The organism is Paenibacillus glycanilyticus NBRC 16618 (genome assembly GCF_004000805.1).
GTDB lineage: Bacteria > Bacillota > Bacilli > Paenibacillales > Paenibacillaceae > Pristimantibacillus > Pristimantibacillus glycanilyticus.
The window spans coordinates 18,912-36,567 of the sequence record NZ_BILY01000008.1 but is presented as its reverse complement, the minus strand read 5'-3'; the positions used below and the strand labels follow the sequence as shown (position 1 = coordinate 36,567).

General features: G+C 49.2%; 14 protein-coding genes and 1 pseudogene. 12 read left to right on the top strand and 3 right to left on the bottom strand.

Going from position 1 to position 17,656, the window contains the following annotated elements; genetic code table 11:
- Nucleotides 1-59 precede the first annotated feature (59 nt).
- The 4 genes from PGL01S_RS08000 to PGL01S_RS07985 all read left to right on the top strand — a co-directional run bounded on the left by PGL01S_RS08000 (nt 60) and on the right by PGL01S_RS07985 (nt 4,305).
- Entirely contained in the window at nt 60-1,199 is a 1,140-nt protein-coding gene (locus PGL01S_RS08000; protein WP_164775408.1) for a GNAT family N-acetyltransferase, read from the top strand.
- Between the two features lie 198 nt (nt 1,200-1,397).
- Complete coding sequence (locus tag PGL01S_RS07995; RefSeq protein ID WP_127493252.1) at nt 1,398-2,450, top strand: AI-2E family transporter; 1,053 nt, start codon at nt 1,398-1,400, stop codon at nt 2,448-2,450.
- Nucleotides 2,451-2,883: 433 nt separating this feature from the next.
- On the top strand, nt 2,884-3,396 hold the full coding sequence (locus tag PGL01S_RS07990) for a hypothetical protein (RefSeq protein WP_127493250.1): 513 nt from the start codon (nt 2,884-2,886) through the stop codon (nt 3,394-3,396).
- A gap of 228 nt (nt 3,397-3,624) precedes the next feature.
- Entirely contained in the window at nt 3,625-4,305 is a 681-nt protein-coding gene (locus tag PGL01S_RS07985) for a protein kinase family protein (RefSeq protein ID WP_127493248.1), read from the top strand.
- Nucleotides 4,306-4,371: 66 nt separating this feature from the next.
- Here the strand turns inward: PGL01S_RS07985 and PGL01S_RS07980 are convergent, their stop codons facing one another.
- Nucleotides 4,372-4,962, bottom strand: a complete 591-nt coding sequence (locus tag PGL01S_RS07980) for a YjgB family protein (RefSeq protein ID WP_127493246.1) — start codon at nt 4,960-4,962, stop codon at nt 4,372-4,374.
- A gap of 843 nt (nt 4,963-5,805) precedes the next feature.
- Between PGL01S_RS07980 and PGL01S_RS07970 the strand changes: the two genes are divergently transcribed.
- A complete protein-coding gene (locus tag PGL01S_RS07970; RefSeq protein ID WP_127493244.1) occupies nt 5,806-6,405 on the top strand; it encodes a hypothetical protein in 600 nt (199 codons plus the stop codon).
- Between the two features lie 27 nt (nt 6,406-6,432).
- On the opposite strand, the gene PGL01S_RS07965 is transcribed toward PGL01S_RS07970, so the two are convergent.
- Complete coding sequence (locus tag PGL01S_RS07965; protein ID WP_127493242.1) at nt 6,433-7,260, bottom strand: AraC family transcriptional regulator; 828 nt, start codon at nt 7,258-7,260, stop codon at nt 6,433-6,435.
- 151 nt (nt 7,261-7,411) lie between these two features.
- Here PGL01S_RS07965 and PGL01S_RS07960 point away from each other — a divergent pair.
- Both PGL01S_RS07960 and PGL01S_RS07955 read left to right on the top strand, forming a co-directional pair.
- A pseudogene (locus PGL01S_RS07960) lies at nt 7,412-9,349 on the top strand (glycoside hydrolase family 127 protein).
- Nucleotides 9,350-9,448: 99 nt separating this feature from the next.
- Nucleotides 9,449-9,676, top strand: coding sequence for an alpha/beta-type small acid-soluble spore protein (locus PGL01S_RS07955; protein WP_127493240.1), 228 nt, complete (start codon nt 9,449-9,451; stop codon nt 9,674-9,676).
- Between the two features lie 53 nt (nt 9,677-9,729).
- Here PGL01S_RS07955 and PGL01S_RS07950 read toward each other — a convergent pair whose 3' ends face one another.
- Complete coding sequence (locus PGL01S_RS07950) at nt 9,730-11,139, bottom strand: MFS transporter (RefSeq protein WP_127493238.1); 1,410 nt, start codon at nt 11,137-11,139, stop codon at nt 9,730-9,732.
- Nucleotides 11,140-11,321: 182 nt separating this feature from the next.
- Here PGL01S_RS07950 and PGL01S_RS07945 point away from each other — a divergent pair, with 182 nt between their 5' ends.
- From PGL01S_RS07945 to pdxA, 5 genes are all read left to right on the top strand, one after another.
- Nucleotides 11,322-12,293 (top strand): AraC family transcriptional regulator, encoded by a 972-nt coding sequence (locus PGL01S_RS07945; RefSeq protein WP_127493236.1) that lies wholly within the window; start codon nt 11,322-11,324, stop codon nt 12,291-12,293.
- 121 nt (nt 12,294-12,414) lie between these two features.
- Complete coding sequence (locus PGL01S_RS07940; protein ID WP_127493234.1) at nt 12,415-14,268, top strand: sigma-54-dependent Fis family transcriptional regulator; 1,854 nt, start codon at nt 12,415-12,417, stop codon at nt 14,266-14,268.
- A gap of 108 nt (nt 14,269-14,376) precedes the next feature.
- Nucleotides 14,377-15,330 carry a 2-keto-3-deoxygluconate permease gene (locus tag PGL01S_RS07935; RefSeq protein WP_127493232.1) on the top strand — a complete coding sequence of 318 codons (954 nt, stop codon included), beginning with the start codon at nt 14,377-14,379 and terminating at the stop codon, nt 15,328-15,330.
- 18 nt (nt 15,331-15,348) lie between these two features.
- Nucleotides 15,349-16,650 carry a four-carbon acid sugar kinase family protein gene (locus tag PGL01S_RS07930; protein WP_127493229.1) on the top strand — a complete coding sequence of 434 codons (1,302 nt, stop codon included), beginning with the start codon at nt 15,349-15,351 and terminating at the stop codon, nt 16,648-16,650.
- 2 nt (nt 16,651-16,652) lie between these two features.
- Nucleotides 16,653-17,642: a 4-hydroxythreonine-4-phosphate dehydrogenase PdxA gene (gene pdxA / locus PGL01S_RS07925; protein WP_127493227.1), complete on the top strand. Its 990-nt coding sequence runs from the start codon at nt 16,653-16,655 to the stop codon at nt 17,640-17,642.
- Nucleotides 17,643-17,656: the final 14 nt, after the last annotated feature.

Here is a 17,656-nt window from a genome sequence, read left to right as displayed (position 1 = left end):
GAATTTAAGAAAGAAGCAAGGCAAACAAACAGGATGTTGAAGAAATCGGAGGAATGGAAATGGTGCAGATCCGAAGATTGACAGGCGCTGAAATACAAGAAGCTGTGCGCTTGTCGGATGCGACATTCCGGGACGGCAATCAGACGTCCATGGGCCAATTGTTCCCGTTCCTCTTCTCCGATGCGGCGTTGCACTTATCCTACGGCGCATTTGAAGAAGACGGCAAATTGGTATCGTTTATGGGCGTTGTCCTATGGACGATCCGGATTGGCGAGGCAGCGCTGCGCGTAGCCTCGCTTGGTTCGGTCTGTACGGAACCGTCGGCAAGAGGCAAAGGGTACGCGAGTCAGCTATTGGAGCAAGTTCAGCAATTCACGCGGGATGCAGGGGCTTCCTTGCTGCTCGTATCCGGTGACCGTTCTTTATACACGCGGGCGGGCTGCAAGCTGTTCGGGAGAATTAGCAAATATCGCATGAATGCGCTGCAAGCAGAATCCTTGCTCGGTGGATCGGAAGAAAAAGGCGAGATCCGGGAGATGCGGCCGGAAGATTTGTTTGCCGTGCAGGAGGCTGCTGAAACTCGGCAGATACGTTATCAGCTGGGCATTAATGAATTCGGCACGCTGCTCAAGGCGGAAGCCATTGCAAGCGTGATGCGGATGAGTCAACGGGTATTTGTGCAGGAGTTGGATGGGAAGGTTGTCGGTTTTGCGGTGATTGGCGTTACGTCGGATACGCAATTAAACGGGTCGGTTCTCGATTATGCCGGAGATTCGGCGCAGGTTGTCAGATTATTCGCCGAAGCCGTAAACCGAATTGGCCTGCAATCCTTGGAGATTCCTATTCCGTGGCATGAAAAAGCCATTCATGAACGGTTGTCGGCGATTCCTTCTGCGGAGGAAGGTCAACCGGGTACCGTCCAAATTCTGAGCGGCGAGGCATTAATGGACCAGTTATCGCCATGGCTGGAGAAACAAGAAACCGCGAATGGCCTTCATTTGAACCGGAAGGACATCGGCAGCTGGCAATTGTCCGACTCTACAGGCCGGCCCTCCGCCTCGTTAAGCGATGAAGAACTGATTCGATTGCTATTCGATCGTGTCGGAACGAATGATATACAGCTGCCTGCTGAAGCCGATGCCTACCGGGAATTATTCCCGGTTCCGTTTCCGTATACGGCGGGCTTGTGCTTTGTGTAAAGCTTTATAATAGCAACCTGTTTCGTTTATATGAATAAAGCTGCCGGCTGCGGCAGCTTTATTTTTTTACTCGTTTCGCCAATGACGGAGATAACCGTTTCACCTTATATAGATTAGAAAAGATGCGTTTTATATATAAAACAGGTATTATTAATTATAAACGTTTATTAAATCAATCAAATTTTGCGGGGGAAATCTTTGGAAACACTCAGAACCTTTTTCACTCATCCGATTATCAAAAGAATTGTGTTTGTTTTACTGGTCGTAGTTCTGCTCTACAGTCTCCGCGATATGTTGAATTTGTTGCTGCTGCTGTTTATGGTCACGTTTGTGATGATGCGGCTGCAGAGCTTTATAACCAAGCAAATTCGCAGGGTGATCCCGGTGTCGCCCGTTGTAGTAACCTCTGTCTTGTATGTCGCGCTTGTGTTTGGCCTCGTTTACGGTCTGGTCAATTACGTGCCGAAGCTGATTAACGAGATCGTGGATATCGTCAACAACGTGCAAAAGTTTCTAGGTTCAGCGCAAAACGATCAAATCGCTCAGGTCGTCGCGGATACGCTCGACAAAATCGAATACAAAACGTTTCTGAACAGTGCGCTTGCTTATGCCAAGATGATTGGCGGCTGGCTCGAGATTATTTTGCTGGTTATTCTGCTAAGCTATTTCTTCCTTCTGGAGAGGCGTAAAATCGTTAATTTTACCGAAAAATTCAGCAAAAGCTCGATTGGCTGGCTGTATCTTGAATTCCGTTATTTTGGCGGCAAGTTTATTGCTTCCTTCGGCAAGGTGCTTGAAGTCCAGCTGATGATTGCCTTATTTAATACCGCCCTTACGATTGCCGGTCTATGGATCATGGGCTTCCCGTACCTGTTCGCGCTGACCATTATGGTATTTTTGCTAAGCCTCATTCCGGTTGCGGGTGTCGTTGTTTCCTTTGTCCCGATCGGGATTATCGGCTACCAGATTGGCGGAGTTAAAACCGTCATTTGGGTTATCGTTCTGGTACTGCTCATTCATGCTCTTGAAACGTACTTCTTGAACCCAAGGTTATATTCGCACAAAACAAACCTGCCGATGTTTTACACGTTCTTTATTCTTATTTTGTCCGAGCATTACATGGGCATCTGGGGGCTGTTGATTGGTATTCCAATCTTTATGTTTATGCTGGACGTGTTAAAGGTGGAGCAGGCTGATTCGTTGGAAGAGCAGACGAAGCCGGTGAAAAGCGGACGATCATCGGATCTATAATCTCATTATGAGACAGTTGGTCATGATGACCAGCTGTCTTTTTTTCTTTTAAAGCTGTTCAACGTAACATTCCAATCGCTGGAAGCGTATATATTTTAGCTAATAGTCTAAGAAATTTTTTCGTGTAAGGAGCGTTGATTAATTGAGACCAAACAGGCAGAATATATATTGGTTTTTAGCCGGAGTATGCAGCAGCGCAGTTGTATTTATCGTAGTAGGAAGGATTCACTTATCCCATTTAGCTGCTGTCCTGCTGACTGCCGTAATCGTTACTTTAGGCGGTGGCAGTATTAAGAGGGCTTTTAGGGTTACGGACGAAAGGAGCTTCCACCCGCTGTTTTTCAGCGCAGGGATGCTTTTATTGTTTATTGGTTTTAGCATCATAGGCGTTATAAATTAATAAGGCAAGAAACGATTAGGAGTATGAACGGAAATGGAAGATATAAATAACATGGATGCTTTACAATCAACGAGAGGTAACAAATCTATTCGGAAGATAGCTCTGGTTATTGCGGTTTGTGTGCTTGGCTTTATCTTTTTTATGGGGAATACGCTAATCAATCAAAGCGGGTCTCAAGGTAAAGAGATTCATCCGCCAGAGGTTGAGTTTCCGCTCTCTGCGTACACGATGTTTAAGAGCAATGTGCCGGGTTTCCCGTTAACCATTGCAAATAAGGAAGCAACGCGCATTATCGTTCGCTCCTCAGACGGGGATTTGCTATTATGGAAATCTTCAGACGGAAAAGTGATTTCCCAAGGGAAAAAGGCCGAAGTTAAACCTGGTGAAACAATATACTGGTCACCTTTAACGGAAGAGAATAAATTGCAATATAAAACGATAATCAAGCTTACGGCATACAACGGACGTACGAAGCTGGGAAGTACCGGTATCGAAATATCTTCCGAGAACAAGTTTATCTTTAGAGGAAAGCTAATAACGGAGTGAACGTTTTTATAGTTGGTGGATGGATGGAGGAGATTTTTTAGAGAGCCGGCCGTGCATGTTGCACAGTCGGTTTTTTGTTGTGGAAGAATAGTTGAAACAGTTATCGCATGGTAACCGTAAAACTATTATTCGATAACCTAACCAGATCGAAGCCCGCTATTATTCATTCCTCCGAATTGTAAGCAGTCACGATTTATGTAATGCCAAATCAAGAAGGAGAAGATCGTTGTGAGTGAAGACTGGAACCAAGTTGAGGAAGCATTAAAGAGCATTGAAGTCGTAGGACATGAGAATAACAAGCCGGTTTCCGTCATCGGCTTCTCGGAAGATTTGCGTTGCATCGGCATAGGAACGGATGCCGCGGTCTTTTATCATTCTGACACCCCTAATTACGCATATAAAGTATATACCGCTCAGTCATTAGAGAAAAAAAACGTGGAAGCAGGCATCTATGAACGCTTGCAAGGCTCCCCCTATTTTCCCCATTGTTATGGTGCCGGCTCCAACTATCTGGTCTTAAGTTTTGAACAAGGAGTTACTCTATATGATTGTCTTTTACAGGGGATCCCTGTTTCAGAGCAGGTGATAGAGGACGTCGAAAATGCCCGGGAGTTTATACGCAGCCAAGGGATGAACCCAAGAGATATTCATCTTAAAAATGTACTTTTGCAGGGCGGAAGAGGAAAAGTTCTCGATGTATCGGAATATAGCAAAGACGGAAACGATAACCGGTGGGAACACTTAGTATGGTCATACAAACATTTTTATCCTATGATTAGCGGAGTGCAGATCCCTTTATGGATATTGGAAACGATAACGAATTGGTATAACCGGATTGATACGGCAAGTTTCGGGATAGAAGATTTCTCTAAACGGGTGAGTCAACTTTTTTTGGGAAAACGCAAATAGGGCAGTTGTAAAAGGGCAGATGGTCTCAAGCGGACCATCTGCCTTTATTTCTTAATAGAGTGCTGTTTACTTAATCGTTTTGTTCACAAGATTAATATGGTTTAAGCCCGTTCCGCTTGTGCCGTCAAAGATGAATTCGAGCTGGTATTTACCGCGAACATAGGTTATTTTCTTTTGTACGGTTTTGCCCGACTTAATCAGGACGGACTCATTTGGAGTGCCCCAGTGTTGTACCAGCATTTTAACGGAGATTCCTCCCAGGTTAGTCTGCCGTTCCACATTTGTTCCGAAGTAACGCATTTCTCTGATTTTGCCCAGCTTATAGCTGATCGCATATCCAGGATGGCCCATCTCGGCATGATATACATCAAAGTCGTCGGAATCCTTAGCCGGAGATTCAGCTTCACCAATAGCTTTGATAACCGACTGGTGCGTAGTCGAACCAATCGTAAAACCGTGGAAATTAGGGAATTGACCACTAAGAGCCGGCTTATAGAAACTCATCAGCGTCTCATAAGCTTTTGCGTGATCGTCGACAGCAGCGGTACTTTGAGCAGCGGCAGCATGCGATGGGACAGCTCCTGTGGCAGACAATGCTAACGTTCCAGCGAGCACTGAAGCCACTGCGATATTTTTCATGGATTTATAAAATTTCATTTGATTTACCTCCTCGGGATGTCGGGATAAGTTCCCCGTTCAAGTTGCATTAGCTTTGACGCATGTACATTCAAAATTGTTGCAAGCAAGATTCGATGTAAATAATTACCTCGAAATGGGGAGGAGATTTCATTATGTGGTACAATTTTTTTAACCTTATGGCGACCTATTCTATTTTTAAAAAAACAGGAGGAAAGATAGATGGTTCAACTTATCCCTGTTAAAATTCAATCTTTCAGTACGAAAGCTGAGGTGACATAGTGTGATTCGTTTTCTTGTTTTTGCGATATGGATTATGGTTCTGATTATCGAAATGATTAGTTTTTCAAACACAATACATAGTGTCCATGAATTCGAAGAAACGTTATTCCATATCGTCCTTATAGTCGTGACGTTAGTAGTTGGAACTGTAGGAGCATTAATAGCTCGGAAGAATTGAAGATCACATGAGAGGATGAACGATTATAGCTGGGGCGAAGAGTTTTCTTAAGTTGTTTGCCAAAAATCTGAAGGAAGTCAAGGGTCCAGGCGAATATAGCGCTAATGGGATCACAGTCCTTTGCGTACATTGCCATTATAATAAATTCGAAAAAAGTTACGCGCAATTAAACACGGCTTTTATGAGTTTCCTTAATCTCGATTTTGCTAACCGTTCAGCAAATATATTAATCTGTGATCGTTGCGGTTATATTCATTGGTTTAATAAAGAAGTTAAAAGAGTGTATTAAAAAGGCAAGAAATATCGTCGATTAGAAGGCTGAGGAAGAAATAACTAGTCCAATCTACTAAATTTTGCTATGATTTCAATAGGAAAATTTTTACCTAACAAGGAGTCATAGACAAATGAGAAACAATATTTCTACATGCTTGATGGGAATCGGAATACTGCTGCTTGTCATTGGGTTTATTGAAGGCTTAGTTTTCGGGGATGCTCCTGATGGCTTTCATATGACCATTGCTCTATATTGGTGGTTGTCGGGTGTTACGGCAGGCTTTATCTTTATAGGCTTATCGGAAATCGTTAATCTGCTGCAAAAGCTAGTGAATAAATTTGATGCAAATCAACCGGTTCAATCCGGAATCTTATCGCTGTTCCAGCCAACTTCCTCCAGCAGCATACAGGAGAAGATCGCTGAAGCATCCGACACCAAAATTAAGGATCTGACGATTCTAATAGACGATGTGCGTTTTAAAGGATTCTTTGTTTTTACGGATACCGAAGTTAGAGTCATGAAAAAATCGTTGTTCCAGGCGGAGTCTGAAGCCGTGCTCATTAAGGAGATCAGCAAGAATAGTCTTTCGGCAGATTTCGAGAGGGATGAAGATTATGTTATCTTTTCATTTACGGAGAGCGGCGGAATACATAAATTAGCTTTTAAAACCTATAACATTTATGACTATGAACGAATAATCAATTTGCTCAAGCACAGAGAAAGCCGATAACTTATCGGCTTTTTTTGTTCCGCTTTTTCATTGCTGAACCGATTTACGGTAGCGAAGCGGAGAGATGCCTTCCCTACGCTTGAAGCAGGCCGTGAAATAAGGGGCATACCGGAAGCCAACCTCTTCGGCAATTCGTTCAATCGACCACTCGGAGGAAACGAGCAGCTTCTTCGCCCGGTCCAGCCGGAATTCAAGCAAGTAGTGGCTAGGCGTCATGCCGTATCGCTTCTTCATGCAGCGGACGATGTAATTAGGATGAAAGTGCAGTTCTTCGGCAAGCAGCTCGTATGTAATGTCTTTTTGGAAATTCTGCTGCAGATAAAAGGCGGCTTTTTCCGCGAGACGCGTAGCCGGCGTAATGGTTTTGTTTAAGCTTTCGCTCTCGAGCAGCGAGAGCAGCCGGGCTAGCAAGCTTTGTTCCTCCCAGAAGGAGTCTCCGACGGTCAGATTCAACAGCTGACGCATCAGCTTGAAGGCATTCCCGGAATCATTCAGGGCAATATGCTTCGGAATCCGAATGAGGTGGGGATTCAAGAAAGATTGCGCCGAGGCTCCTTCTTTGGCATGCGATTGCCAGATCAGATGCTCGAAATGCACCCAGTAAAAAACGGTATGCTGCTCGCATGGCTTCACCGAATAGTGTTCTCCGTCAGGCAGCAAAAGCAAGGTATCCCCTTTGCCTAGCGACCATTCCTGACCGTTCTCCCCGATAAACAACTTCCCTTCAGCCACAACAATCAAGTCGAATAGGCCGAAGTTTCTTCGATTGGGATGCCGGTCTCCGGCTCGGAACTCGGAGCAGCCGGACTCCCAGTAATAAGGGAGGGGCGGGGTTTGCAGTTCTACGAAGCTCAAATGCGATTCACCTCCTTACTGTGTCATTTTGTATAAGAAAAAGTTCAATCCATTCCTATTGATGCAGACGAATAAAGCATATACTCGAACTTACATGGAGTCAATTTTTATCGTTTTTAACGACTAGGCAGTCATCTGAAGGAGGATTATAATGAAGGACACGCAGATCAGCATCAAGGATGATTTTTGGAATGAATATACAGAGCTAGTACGAACAACGGTCATCCCATATCAATGGGAGGCTTTGAATGACCGCATTCAAGACGCGGAGCCCAGCTATTCTATCCGCAATTTCAGGATTGCGGCGGGCCTAGAGAAGGGCGAATTCGGCGGATGGATTTTTCAGGACAGCGATCTCTACAAATGGCTGGAGGCCGTTGCTTATTCGCTAGAACGTCAACCCGATCCGGAGCTGGAAAAGATTGCGGATGAAGCGATCGAGTTGATTGGACAAGCCCAGCATGAGAACGGATATCTAAATACGTATTTTACGATTCAAGAGCCCGGCAAAGAGTGGTCCAACCTGTATGAAGCGCATGAGCTGTACTGCGCGGGTCATTTGTTCGAAGCGGCTGTTGCTTATTACCGGGCAACGGGCAAGCGCAAGCTGCTCGACATTTCCTGCCGCTTTGCCGACCTTATCGCAAGCTTGTTTGGTAAGGAACCGGGACAAATGCAGGCTTATTGCGGCCATCCGGAGGTTGAACTGGCCTTAGTGAAGCTGTATCAGGTTACGGGAGAAGAACGGTATCTGAACCTGAGCTTGTACTTTATCGACGAACGCGGCAGCAAGCCGAATTATTTCCTGGAGGAATGGGAACGACGCGGCCGGACAACGATCTGGGCGCAAGGGGAGCCTAATCTCGAGGTGTACCAAAGCCATATTCCGGTTCGGGAGCAGCCGGTTGCCGTCGGACATGCCGTTCGGGCGGTATACCTGTATACAGCCATGGCGGATCTTGCCCGCTTAACCGGTGACGTCAAGCTCCGCGAAGCATGCGAGCGGCTGTGGGCGAATACGACCGGCAAGCAAATGTACATCACCGGGGGGATTGGCGCGACGCATCTAGGAGAAGCTTTTACCTTCGACCACGATCTTCCGAACGATATTGTCTACGCGGAGACCTGCGCGTCGATCGGCCTTATCTTCTGGGCACGGCGGATGCTTCAGCTGGAGGCCAAGAGCGAGTACGCGGACGTGATGGAGCGGGCCTTGTACAATAACGTGCTCGGAAGCATGGCGAAGGATGGCAAGCATTTCTTCTATGTGAATCCGCTTGAGGTATGGCCGGAAGCAAGCGCCATGAGCCCGGATAAATTCCATGTGAAGCCGGTTAGGCAAAAATGGTTCGGGTGCTCCTGCTGCCCGCCTAACGTAGCCCGTTTGTTAGGCTCGCTCGACGACTACATTTATGATGTGTCGGAGGACGGCTCAACCGTCCGTGTCCATCTGTTTATCGGAAGCGAAGTAGCATTCGAGACGGGAGGCCGGAAAATCGTAATGAACTAGAAATCGGAGCTCCCTTGGAACGGCCAGGTTGAATTTAAGATATCGCTGCAAGAAGATAAAGACGATGTTCCGTTTATGCTTGCGCTTCGTATTCCGAACTGGTTCTCTTCGAAAGAGCCGGTATTGAAAATAAACGGAGAATCAGTCCGTTACCATGTGGATAAAGGCTACGCCACCGTATACCGCGTATGGCAGGACGGTGATCAGGTGGAATGGCTGCTGCCAATCGAGACGTTGTTGATTGCCGCGAATCCGTTAATCCGCGCGGATGCCGGTAAAGCCGCCATTCAACGCGGGCCGCTTGTCTACTGCGTAGAGGAAGCGGACAACGGCAAGCCGCTGGCATCTCTATCGCTTGCGGAAGTGCCGGAACTATCGGCAAGCAAAGCTTCGGAACTGCTTGGAGGCTGCGTCGTAGTGGAAGGCAACGGAGTTGTTATTGACAATTCCGGCTGGGTGGAAGGTCAGCCTTATCAGCCGCTAACCAAGCATAGGGAATCCGTCCGTTTCAAAGCGATTCCTTACTATCTGTGGGGCAACCGTGAGCCTGGCGAAATGAACGTATGGCTCCGTTATTAAAAAGTTTTTCGTTACCTTGCATAATGTGGTGGTAGCTGGAGAAATTAATTTCAGCACCAAAAATTACATCACAAACCAACACATTAGGAGGGCTTTTCAATGTCTAGAAGCAACAGCAATACTTTAGTGGTACCACAAGCAGCGCAAGCTTTGGATCAAATCAAATTCGAAGTGGCTTCAGAGCTCGGTATTTCCTTATCGCGTGATGGTTACAACGGTGATATTACTACTTATAATGCCGGAAAAATCGGTGGATCGATTACTCGCCGTTTGGTTGAAATCGCTGAGCAAAGCCTCGGCGGTGCATCCACTAACTTCCGTCGTTAGTAAATACGAAGCCAAAAAGGCTGCCTACTTGATAGGCAGCCTTTTTGCTGTTCTTATTTATTGGCTTGCAGAGCCCGTTTGCGGGTCATTTGCCGAACGGATGCAAAGCAGATAAACGTCACCAGCAAGGCCGATACGATAAAGAAGACGGATCCCAATATGGAGTTCGAGACCGCATGCGCAAACTCCGATACGGAAGGGTGTTCCGCGCGGATCGAGGTATTAAACACCGTAATGAGAACCGCAAGGCCCAAGGAAGCACCGCTTTGATGGGCGACATTGACCAGACCCGAAGCCGCGCCGCTGTCTTGCGGCTGCACACCGGTCAGTCCCATTGCCGTAAGCGGCTGAAAGACCATTCCGGCACCGATGCCCATGATAGCGAGAAGAATAAACAGATCCGGAAAGAACGGCGTCTGAGCGGAGACCATCCGGCTTAACAGAAGCGTACCGATAATCGCAATGATTAACCCGGCAGACAGTACTTTGATATTGCCATATCGCCGAACCAGTCCCGGGATAATGTACATCATTCCGAACTGAGCAACGGTAAACGGCAGGAAGGCCAGACCTGCTTCAAAGGAGCTGAATCCCAGGGCATTTTGCAAATATTGCGGGATAAAGAAAAAGAGGGAGAAGTTCCCGCCAACCATCAGAAATCTTCCCAAGTATGCCCCGGAACGCTGGCGGTTCGCAAATAACCGCAGCGGGATAATCGGCTCAGCCGCCCGGGTTTCAATAAGAACAAATACCGCCAGCAGGACAACTCCGGCCGCAAGCGGAATCCAAGTTGCGGGGTTACCCCAGCCGTAATCCGCCGCTTGAACCAAACCGTAAACCAACGAGGTCATGCCGATAACGGAAGTAAGGGCGCCGCCTATATCAAAGCGGCCGGATCTGATGCTTGTTGGCTGAATAAACTTGTAAACCAGGTACAGCAAAACAATTCCGATGGGTACATTAATAAACATACCGAAGCGCCAGGAGACAAAATCGGTGAAGAATCCGCCAAGAATGAGGCCGATGCTTCCCCCTGCGGCGGATACGGCGCTGTACATGGAAATCGCCCGGGAGCGTTCCTTCGCTTCCACAAAGGTAGCCGACAGCAAGGCAAGCGCGGCAGGCGTGGCGAGTGCGGCGGCAAAGCCTTGCAGAGCCCGCGAGATAAGCAGAAATTCAGCCGTTGGCGCTATGCCTGCAAAGAATGAGGTCAAAGAGAACAACCCGATTCCGATGCCTAGCATTCGTCTTCGCCCCAGGAGATCTCCTGCCCGGGCACCAAGCAGCAAGAAACCGCCGAAGGCGAGAATGTAGCTGTTATGAACCCAAGTCAAGCTGGTTGTCGACATGTGAAGCGTCCTTCCGATTTGCGGAATGGCCGTTACCATGACGGACGCGTCAAGCACAACGATTAGCTGGCACGCGATAATAATCGTGAGAATAATCCATTTGGATTGATGCATGTTCACGTTCCTTTCTTGTTCCCGTGTTAGTGTTCCTGAAAGCTATTATGAATGGAATCGGCGATTCGAAGTAGATCGTTCCTGCTTAAAAGTTGCCTAAAGCTGCAATTCGATCGTTCTTTTGCTTTCCAATCGTCAAGAATGCTTATATAATCAGGATCAAGGCGGGAGGGATAGCGGATATGCCGGAGCAAACCATGGATTCCCGGTCAGCGGGAGGGAAAAGCATTTCGATTTATAAGAAAACGCTGGATCAGCTTATTGGAATGACGGAGAGGATGACGCTCGAAGAAGGGCGGAATACAACGATCGTACCTTTCCTGTCCATCGTCAAACGCAGTCATGATACGGTGAGGTGTCCAGGCGTGCTGACACCTTCTTTTTGTCTGATTCTCCAAGGGGAGAAGAAGCTGTATCTCGGCCAGGATATCTTTCATTACAGCGCGGGGGATTACGTTGCGTCGCTGCTGGATATCCCTGCATTTGGCCAGGTTGTCGGAGCAACCGAAGAGCAGCCTTATATCGGACTGCGCATTGATTTCACGACGCAGGAGATTGCTTCCGTCGTCGTGGAGGCTGAGATCCTTGCGGAGCCAAAAGAAAAAGATTTAACTTCCGCGGCCTTTATCGGCAAATCGGATGCCAATCTGCTGGACATCTTTTACCGGCTGCTGAAGTTAATCGACAAGCCGAAGGAAGTCCGGTTTCTGTCCGAGCTGTTGAAGAAGGAAATGATATTCAACCTGCTGTCGGGCGATTTTGGACATTTGTTTATGCAGAAGGTACTGTTCGACCAACGGGCGGATGGGGTAGCGAAGGCGATTCACTGGATCCAGGAGAACTACACCCACTCCTTTACGGTGGAGGAGCTGGCGAAATCATGCAATATGAGCACGTCCGGGCTTCATCATAAATTTAAAGCCATCACTACAATGGGGCCTTTGCAATATCAGAAGCAGCTGCGCCTGCAGGAAGCGAGGCGCCTGATGCTTAGCGGTCCGGTAGGGGCAACTACAGCCGCGCTGACGGTAGGCTACGAAAGCCCGTCACAGTTCAACCGGGAATACCGAAGACTGTTCGGCCAGCCTCCCCTTCAGGATATCAAGACTCTTCGCAAAGCATCGGGCGGGGCGGAATTCGAGGATCCTATTTAGGAAAAATAACCGACAGAAACGGAGCCGCGCGGCAAGCGGGCTCCGTTTTTCCGTTTTGGCCGCTCGTATATTATAATGCTGTCATGGTGTTTCAAACTGAAACGAAAAACGAGGTGTCATCATGAAAATAAAAGTGCTGGCTATAGCTCCGTATGTAGGTTTGCGGGATTTGCTGTTGGAAATGGTGCAGGAAGAAACAATGATTCGGATGGATGTGGAAGTAGCGGATTTGGAAGAAGCTCTCCCGCTTATTCAGCAAGCCGAGGAAAAGGGCTATGACATTATTATCAGCCGCGGCGGTACGGCAAACCTGATCCGCAAGCATTCCTCGCTGCCTGTCGTGGACATTCCGGTATCCGGCTACGATATTTTGCGGGTGCTGACGCTTATCCGCCGAACGAATTCCAAGGTAGCCATAATCGGCTTCCCGAATATATGCAAGGCGGTTGCGGAGGTGTCCAGCCTGCTGGATTTTGAAATTCCGATTATCCAGATCAGCGACCAGACCGAAGTGCGCGGCGCTCTGCGGCAGGCATGTGGCGACAAGGTTCAGATCGTGCTGGGGGATGCCGTTACGGTCCGGGCCGCGCAGGAGATGGGCTATCACGGCATTCTTATTACCTCCGGCAAAGAATCGGTCGGCGATATGTTCCGGGAGGTTAGGCGCGTATACGATGTGTACCGGCAAGGCCGGGAGCAGACGATGTTCTACCGGGATATCCTGGACCAGGATACAAGAGCGATTATCGCGCTTGACGATCGTCATCGGATTCTGTTCATGAACGAGACGGCGGGAGAACTGCTCGCCAGCAGCGGCAGTGGGGATGCGGACGCTTTGTCAGGAAGCAGCATCCAATACTCGTTACCCGCGCTTTATAAGCTGATAAGCGGAGTGGAGGAGGCGGACAGTACTGCCAAATGGTCCAAGCAGTTTCTTTATTTGAATGAGCAGCAATACAAGGTCAGCGTGAGCGAGGGCCGCAAGGAAGGGAGCTTCCGTTATCTGGTTTCCCTGGACTCGATCGAGAATTGGCGCAACGAGCGAAGATTCGCCGCTTATATTCCGCCAAGGCTCACTACGTTTAATCAAATGGTAGGCTCCAGCGTAATGTTGAATAAAACGATTGCCAAGGCGCAAAAGTATGCACTAAGCGACCGTAATCTTTGGATTTCCGGAGAGAGGGGAACCGGCAAATCGCTGTTCGCCCAAGCGATCCATTCGGCGAGCAGGCGCCATGCGCAAGGCTTCTATATGATTCCGTGCGAAGGGATGACGGGGCAGGAAACCGATCTTCTGCTGAAAGGAACGGCGGAGGAGCTTGGCTTGCCCGAGACCGGTTTCGGCGGAACGATCTATCTGAACAATGTGGACAGGCTGGACCGCGAAGCGCAGGATCAATGGCTGCAGGCCATACGCCGGTACCCAGAAATCCGGTTTATTGCCTCTTCCTCAACAAGCTTAACCCGCCTGAAGGGGAAAGCGGACTACAATCATGAGCTAATCGCCGCTTTAGGCGAGCTTCAATTAGCAGTTCCTCCGTTAAAGGAACGGATGGAGGACATTGATGAGATCATCAGGGTCATGATTGCGAATTATAATTTTCAATCCGGCAAGCAGATCGTCGGTTTCCGCGAAGCCGCTCTCGATGATTTGTTGCAATACGATTGGCCGGGGAATTTACGCGAGCTGGAGCGCGCCATTCACGAAATGCTTGTCCTGACCCAAGGTAATTATGTAGAGAAGAAGGATGCGGCGACTGTTATTGAACAATATAAAGAGTCCTTGATTGCCGATGCGGATACGGTGTCTACCACGATAGACCTGCGGGGAACGCTGGAGGAAATCGAGCGCCGGATCATTACTTACGTCCTTCAAGAGGAAGGAATGAATCAATCCAGAACTTGCAAGAGGCTCGGAATGAACCGGACAACCTTTTGGAGAAAAATGAACAAAACGTTTAATAATGAAACGTAATTAAGGTTGTCCATCCCATTGACTCGCTTTATAATTAGCAATGTAGCGCTTACAAATTGAAGATACTGTTTCAATATAAAGCAAAAATGCATCTTAGGGGGACTACTTGTGAAGATTAAAGCGAGCATTGAAAAAATCCCTGGCGGTATGATGATCGTCCCATTATTGATTGGAGCTATCATAAATACGGCTTTTCCAACGATTTCGACTTACTTTGGTTCCTTTACCGGCGCATTGATGACCGGCTCGCTTCCCATGCTGGCTGTCTTTTATGTCTGTATGGGATCGACCATCGACTTTAAAGCAACGCCTTATATCGTGAAAAAAGGCGGTACCTTATTAATCACCAAAATCGGCATTGCGATGCTGGTTGGTTTTATCGCCGGTAAATTTCTTGGCAATGGCATGATTGATAACGGTTTCTTCGCCGGGCTTTCCGTTCTGGCTATCGTCGCGGCCATGAATGATACAAACGGCGGTCTGTACATGGCGCTGATGGGGCAGTTCGGACGCAAGGAAGATGTAGGCGCATATTCGATCATGAGCCTCGAGTCCGGCCCGTTCCTGACCATGATTACGCTTGGCGCAGCCGGCCTCGCCGCGTTCCCGTGGCAAACGCTTGTAGGCGCAATCCTTCCGCTGGTAGTCGGCATGATTCTCGGCAATTTGGATAAAGAGCTCCGCGAGTTCCTCTCTAAAGGGGTGCCGGTCCTCGTTCCGTTCTTTGCCTTTGCGCTTGGTGCCGGTCTGAATCTGGGCAATGTGTGGAAAGCAGGCGCGCTTGGCGTGCTGCTAGGCGTTGCGGTTGTTATCATTACAGGCTTGGCGCTGATGGGGACCGACCGGCTTACGGGCGGTAATGGCGTAGCCGGCTTGGCCGCAGCTACTACCGCGGGCAATGCCGCAGGCGTACCGGCGGCGGTTGCCGCCGCAAACTCGATTTATGTACCGCTCGTTCCTTCGGCAACCGCGCTTGTTGCTTCGAGCGTTATTGTGACGGCCATCCTTACGCCGATTGTGACCGCATGGTGGGCTAAGCGTCTGGAAGCTAGAAGCAAATAAAACGACGGAGGATGCAACGTGAAACAGATATCGATTATTGCAGATGATTTAACCGGCGCATCGGACTCCGGCGTTCAATTTGCACGGAATGGCCTAAAGACGCAGGTGCTGTTCGATTGGTCGTCCATTCCCGATGACCATTCGGAGCTGGATGTGATCGTCATCGACACGGACAGCCGCTCGATACCCGGAGAGCTTGCTTATGAGCGGGCGGTTAGCGCAGCCGCGGCGCTCAAAGAAAAAGGGTTTAGCTTTATTTACAAAAAAATGGACTCTACGCTTAGAGGGAATCTGGGACAGGAAATACGCGGGGTTATGGACAGCTATAGCTTCCAAGCCGCATTTATTGCGCCTGCCTTTCCAAGAATCGGCCGGACGACCGTAGGGGGAATCCATTACTTGAACGGTACGCCGATTCACGAAACCGAGATGGCGAGAGATCCGAAGACTCCTGTACCGGATTCCCGTGTCGCTCATATTTTGCAAAAGCAATCCGGCCTTGCTAGCGCGAATGTAGAGCTTGCTTTGTTACGCGAAGGTCCGGAGGCGGTTCGTCAATTTATCGAAGAACAACTTCGTCAAGCCGTAAAGCTGTTTGTATTCGACGCGGAGACGGATGACGATCTTGCCGTTATTGCCGCGCTGATGCCGGTATTTCAGGCAAGCGTATTGTGGGGAGGCTCGGCCGGCTTGGCGGAATTCCTGATTACGCCCGATCCGCCCAAGATCACTGGACGATACGAAAAACAATCTGCGACGGGTGCCGTCATTCTCGTAGCGGGAAGTATATCGGCCATTACCCGGGAACAGGTTGCGGAGGTTAACCGGCAGGCCAATGTTGCCGCTTTGGAGATGGATCCGCTGGCAGCCATCGGGCCCGCTGAGGAACAAGAGCGAGAAATTGCAAGGTGTACGGCAGAGCTGCAGCTTGCTATTGCAGCGGGGAAAGACATTTCGCTTCACGCCGGTTCTTCTCCGGAGCAAGTCAGCGCCGCCAAGGAAAAGGGAGCGGCGCTTGGACTGGATTCCTCGGATGTCTCCAACCGGATCGCGGATACGCTTGGCCGAATAACAAGCCGGGTTGCTGCGGGCAGCTCCGTACAAGGTCTCGTGCTCACCGGTGGCGATACGGCCAAAGCCGTCTGCAGATATTTAGGCGTCAGCGGCTTTGAGCTTCATCATGAGGTGGAGCCGGGTATCCCGTTCGGCACCTTGGTTGGCGGTTCCCGTTTGCCGGCTATTACGAAAGCAGGGGCGTTCGGCCGTAAAGGTTCGTTATGGCATGCCATGCAGCATATACGAGAAGGAAGAGGGGAATAACAATGAAAGCGATTATTGGGATCACAATGGGAGACGGCGCAGGCGTCGGCCCCGAGATTATTATGAAGGCTCTTGGCGATTCGGCTCTGTATGAGAGCTGCAATCCGTTTGTCATTGGCGACGCGAAAATATTGCAACGTGCGGCGGGTGTCGTGAACAGCGAGCTCAAGATTCGCCCTATTGCTTCCGTCACGGAAGCGCAATACGAATACGGTACGGTGGATTGCCTTGATCTGAATCTGCTGCCCGCCGACCTTCCGTTTGGACAAGTGTCTCCGGAAGCGGGGCATGCCGCGTTTATGTACTTGAAGACCGCCATTGAGCTGGCAAACGAAGGGCAGATTGACGGCATCTGCACGGCGCCGCTGAACAAAGAAGCGCTCCACAAGGGCGGCCATATTTATCCGGGTCATACCGAGATTCTGGCCGATTTGACGGGGACGCAGGATTTTGCGATGATGCTCTCCGCTCCAAAGCTGAAGGTCATTCACGTAACCACGCACGTAGGCATCATTGATGCCGTAAGAATGATCGAGCCGGAACGCGTCTACAAGGTGATCCAAATGGCTCATGAAACGCTTCGGAAAGCCGGCTACGCGGAGCCTCGCATCGCGGTTTGCGGCATTAATCCGCATGCGGGCGAGAATGGGCTGTTCGGCTACGGCGAAGAGGAGCAGAAGGTTATTCCCGGCGTCGAGCGTGCGAAAAAGGAGGGCATTAACGTGCAAGGTCCGCTCCCCGCGGACACGTTATTCTTCCGTACGACGCGCGGCGACTTCGATATCGTTGTCGCCATGTACCACGATCAGGGACATGGTCCGGTAAAAGTGTTAGGCCTCGAAGCAGGCGTTAACATTACCGTCGGCCTGCCGATTATCCGCACGAGCGTCGATCACGGAACGGCTTTCGATATTGCGGGCAAAGGCATCGCGGATGACCAAAGCATCAAGGAAGCGCTGCGCCAAGCGGTAGAGCTTGCGCCAAAGCGTTAATCAATTATATTAAT

Excerpts from the sequence above, each read along its gene's own strand:
- PGL01S_RS08000 (WP_164775408.1), top strand. The coding sequence starts at position 60 with ATGGTGCAGATCCGAAGATTGACAGGCGCTGAAATACAAGAAGCTGTG.
- PGL01S_RS07990 (WP_127493250.1), top strand. The coding sequence starts at position 2,884 with ATGGAAGATATAAATAACATGGATGCTTTACAATCAACGAGAGGTAAC.
- PGL01S_RS07980 (WP_127493246.1), bottom strand. The coding sequence starts at position 4,962 with ATGAAATTTTATAAATCCATGAAAAATATCGCAGTGGCTTCAGTGCTC.
- PGL01S_RS07970 (WP_127493244.1), top strand. The coding sequence starts at position 5,806 with ATGAGAAACAATATTTCTACATGCTTGATGGGAATCGGAATACTGCTG.
- PGL01S_RS07955 (WP_127493240.1), top strand. The coding sequence starts at position 9,449 with ATGTCTAGAAGCAACAGCAATACTTTAGTGGTACCACAAGCAGCGCAA.
- PGL01S_RS07950 (WP_127493238.1), bottom strand. The coding sequence starts at position 11,139 with ATGCATCAATCCAAATGGATTATTCTCACGATTATTATCGCGTGCCAG.
- PGL01S_RS07945 (WP_127493236.1), top strand. The coding sequence starts at position 11,322 with ATGCCGGAGCAAACCATGGATTCCCGGTCAGCGGGAGGGAAAAGCATT.
- PGL01S_RS07940 (WP_127493234.1), top strand. The coding sequence starts at position 12,415 with ATGAAAATAAAAGTGCTGGCTATAGCTCCGTATGTAGGTTTGCGGGAT.
- pdxA (WP_127493227.1), top strand. The coding sequence starts at position 16,653 with ATGAAAGCGATTATTGGGATCACAATGGGAGACGGCGCAGGCGTCGGC.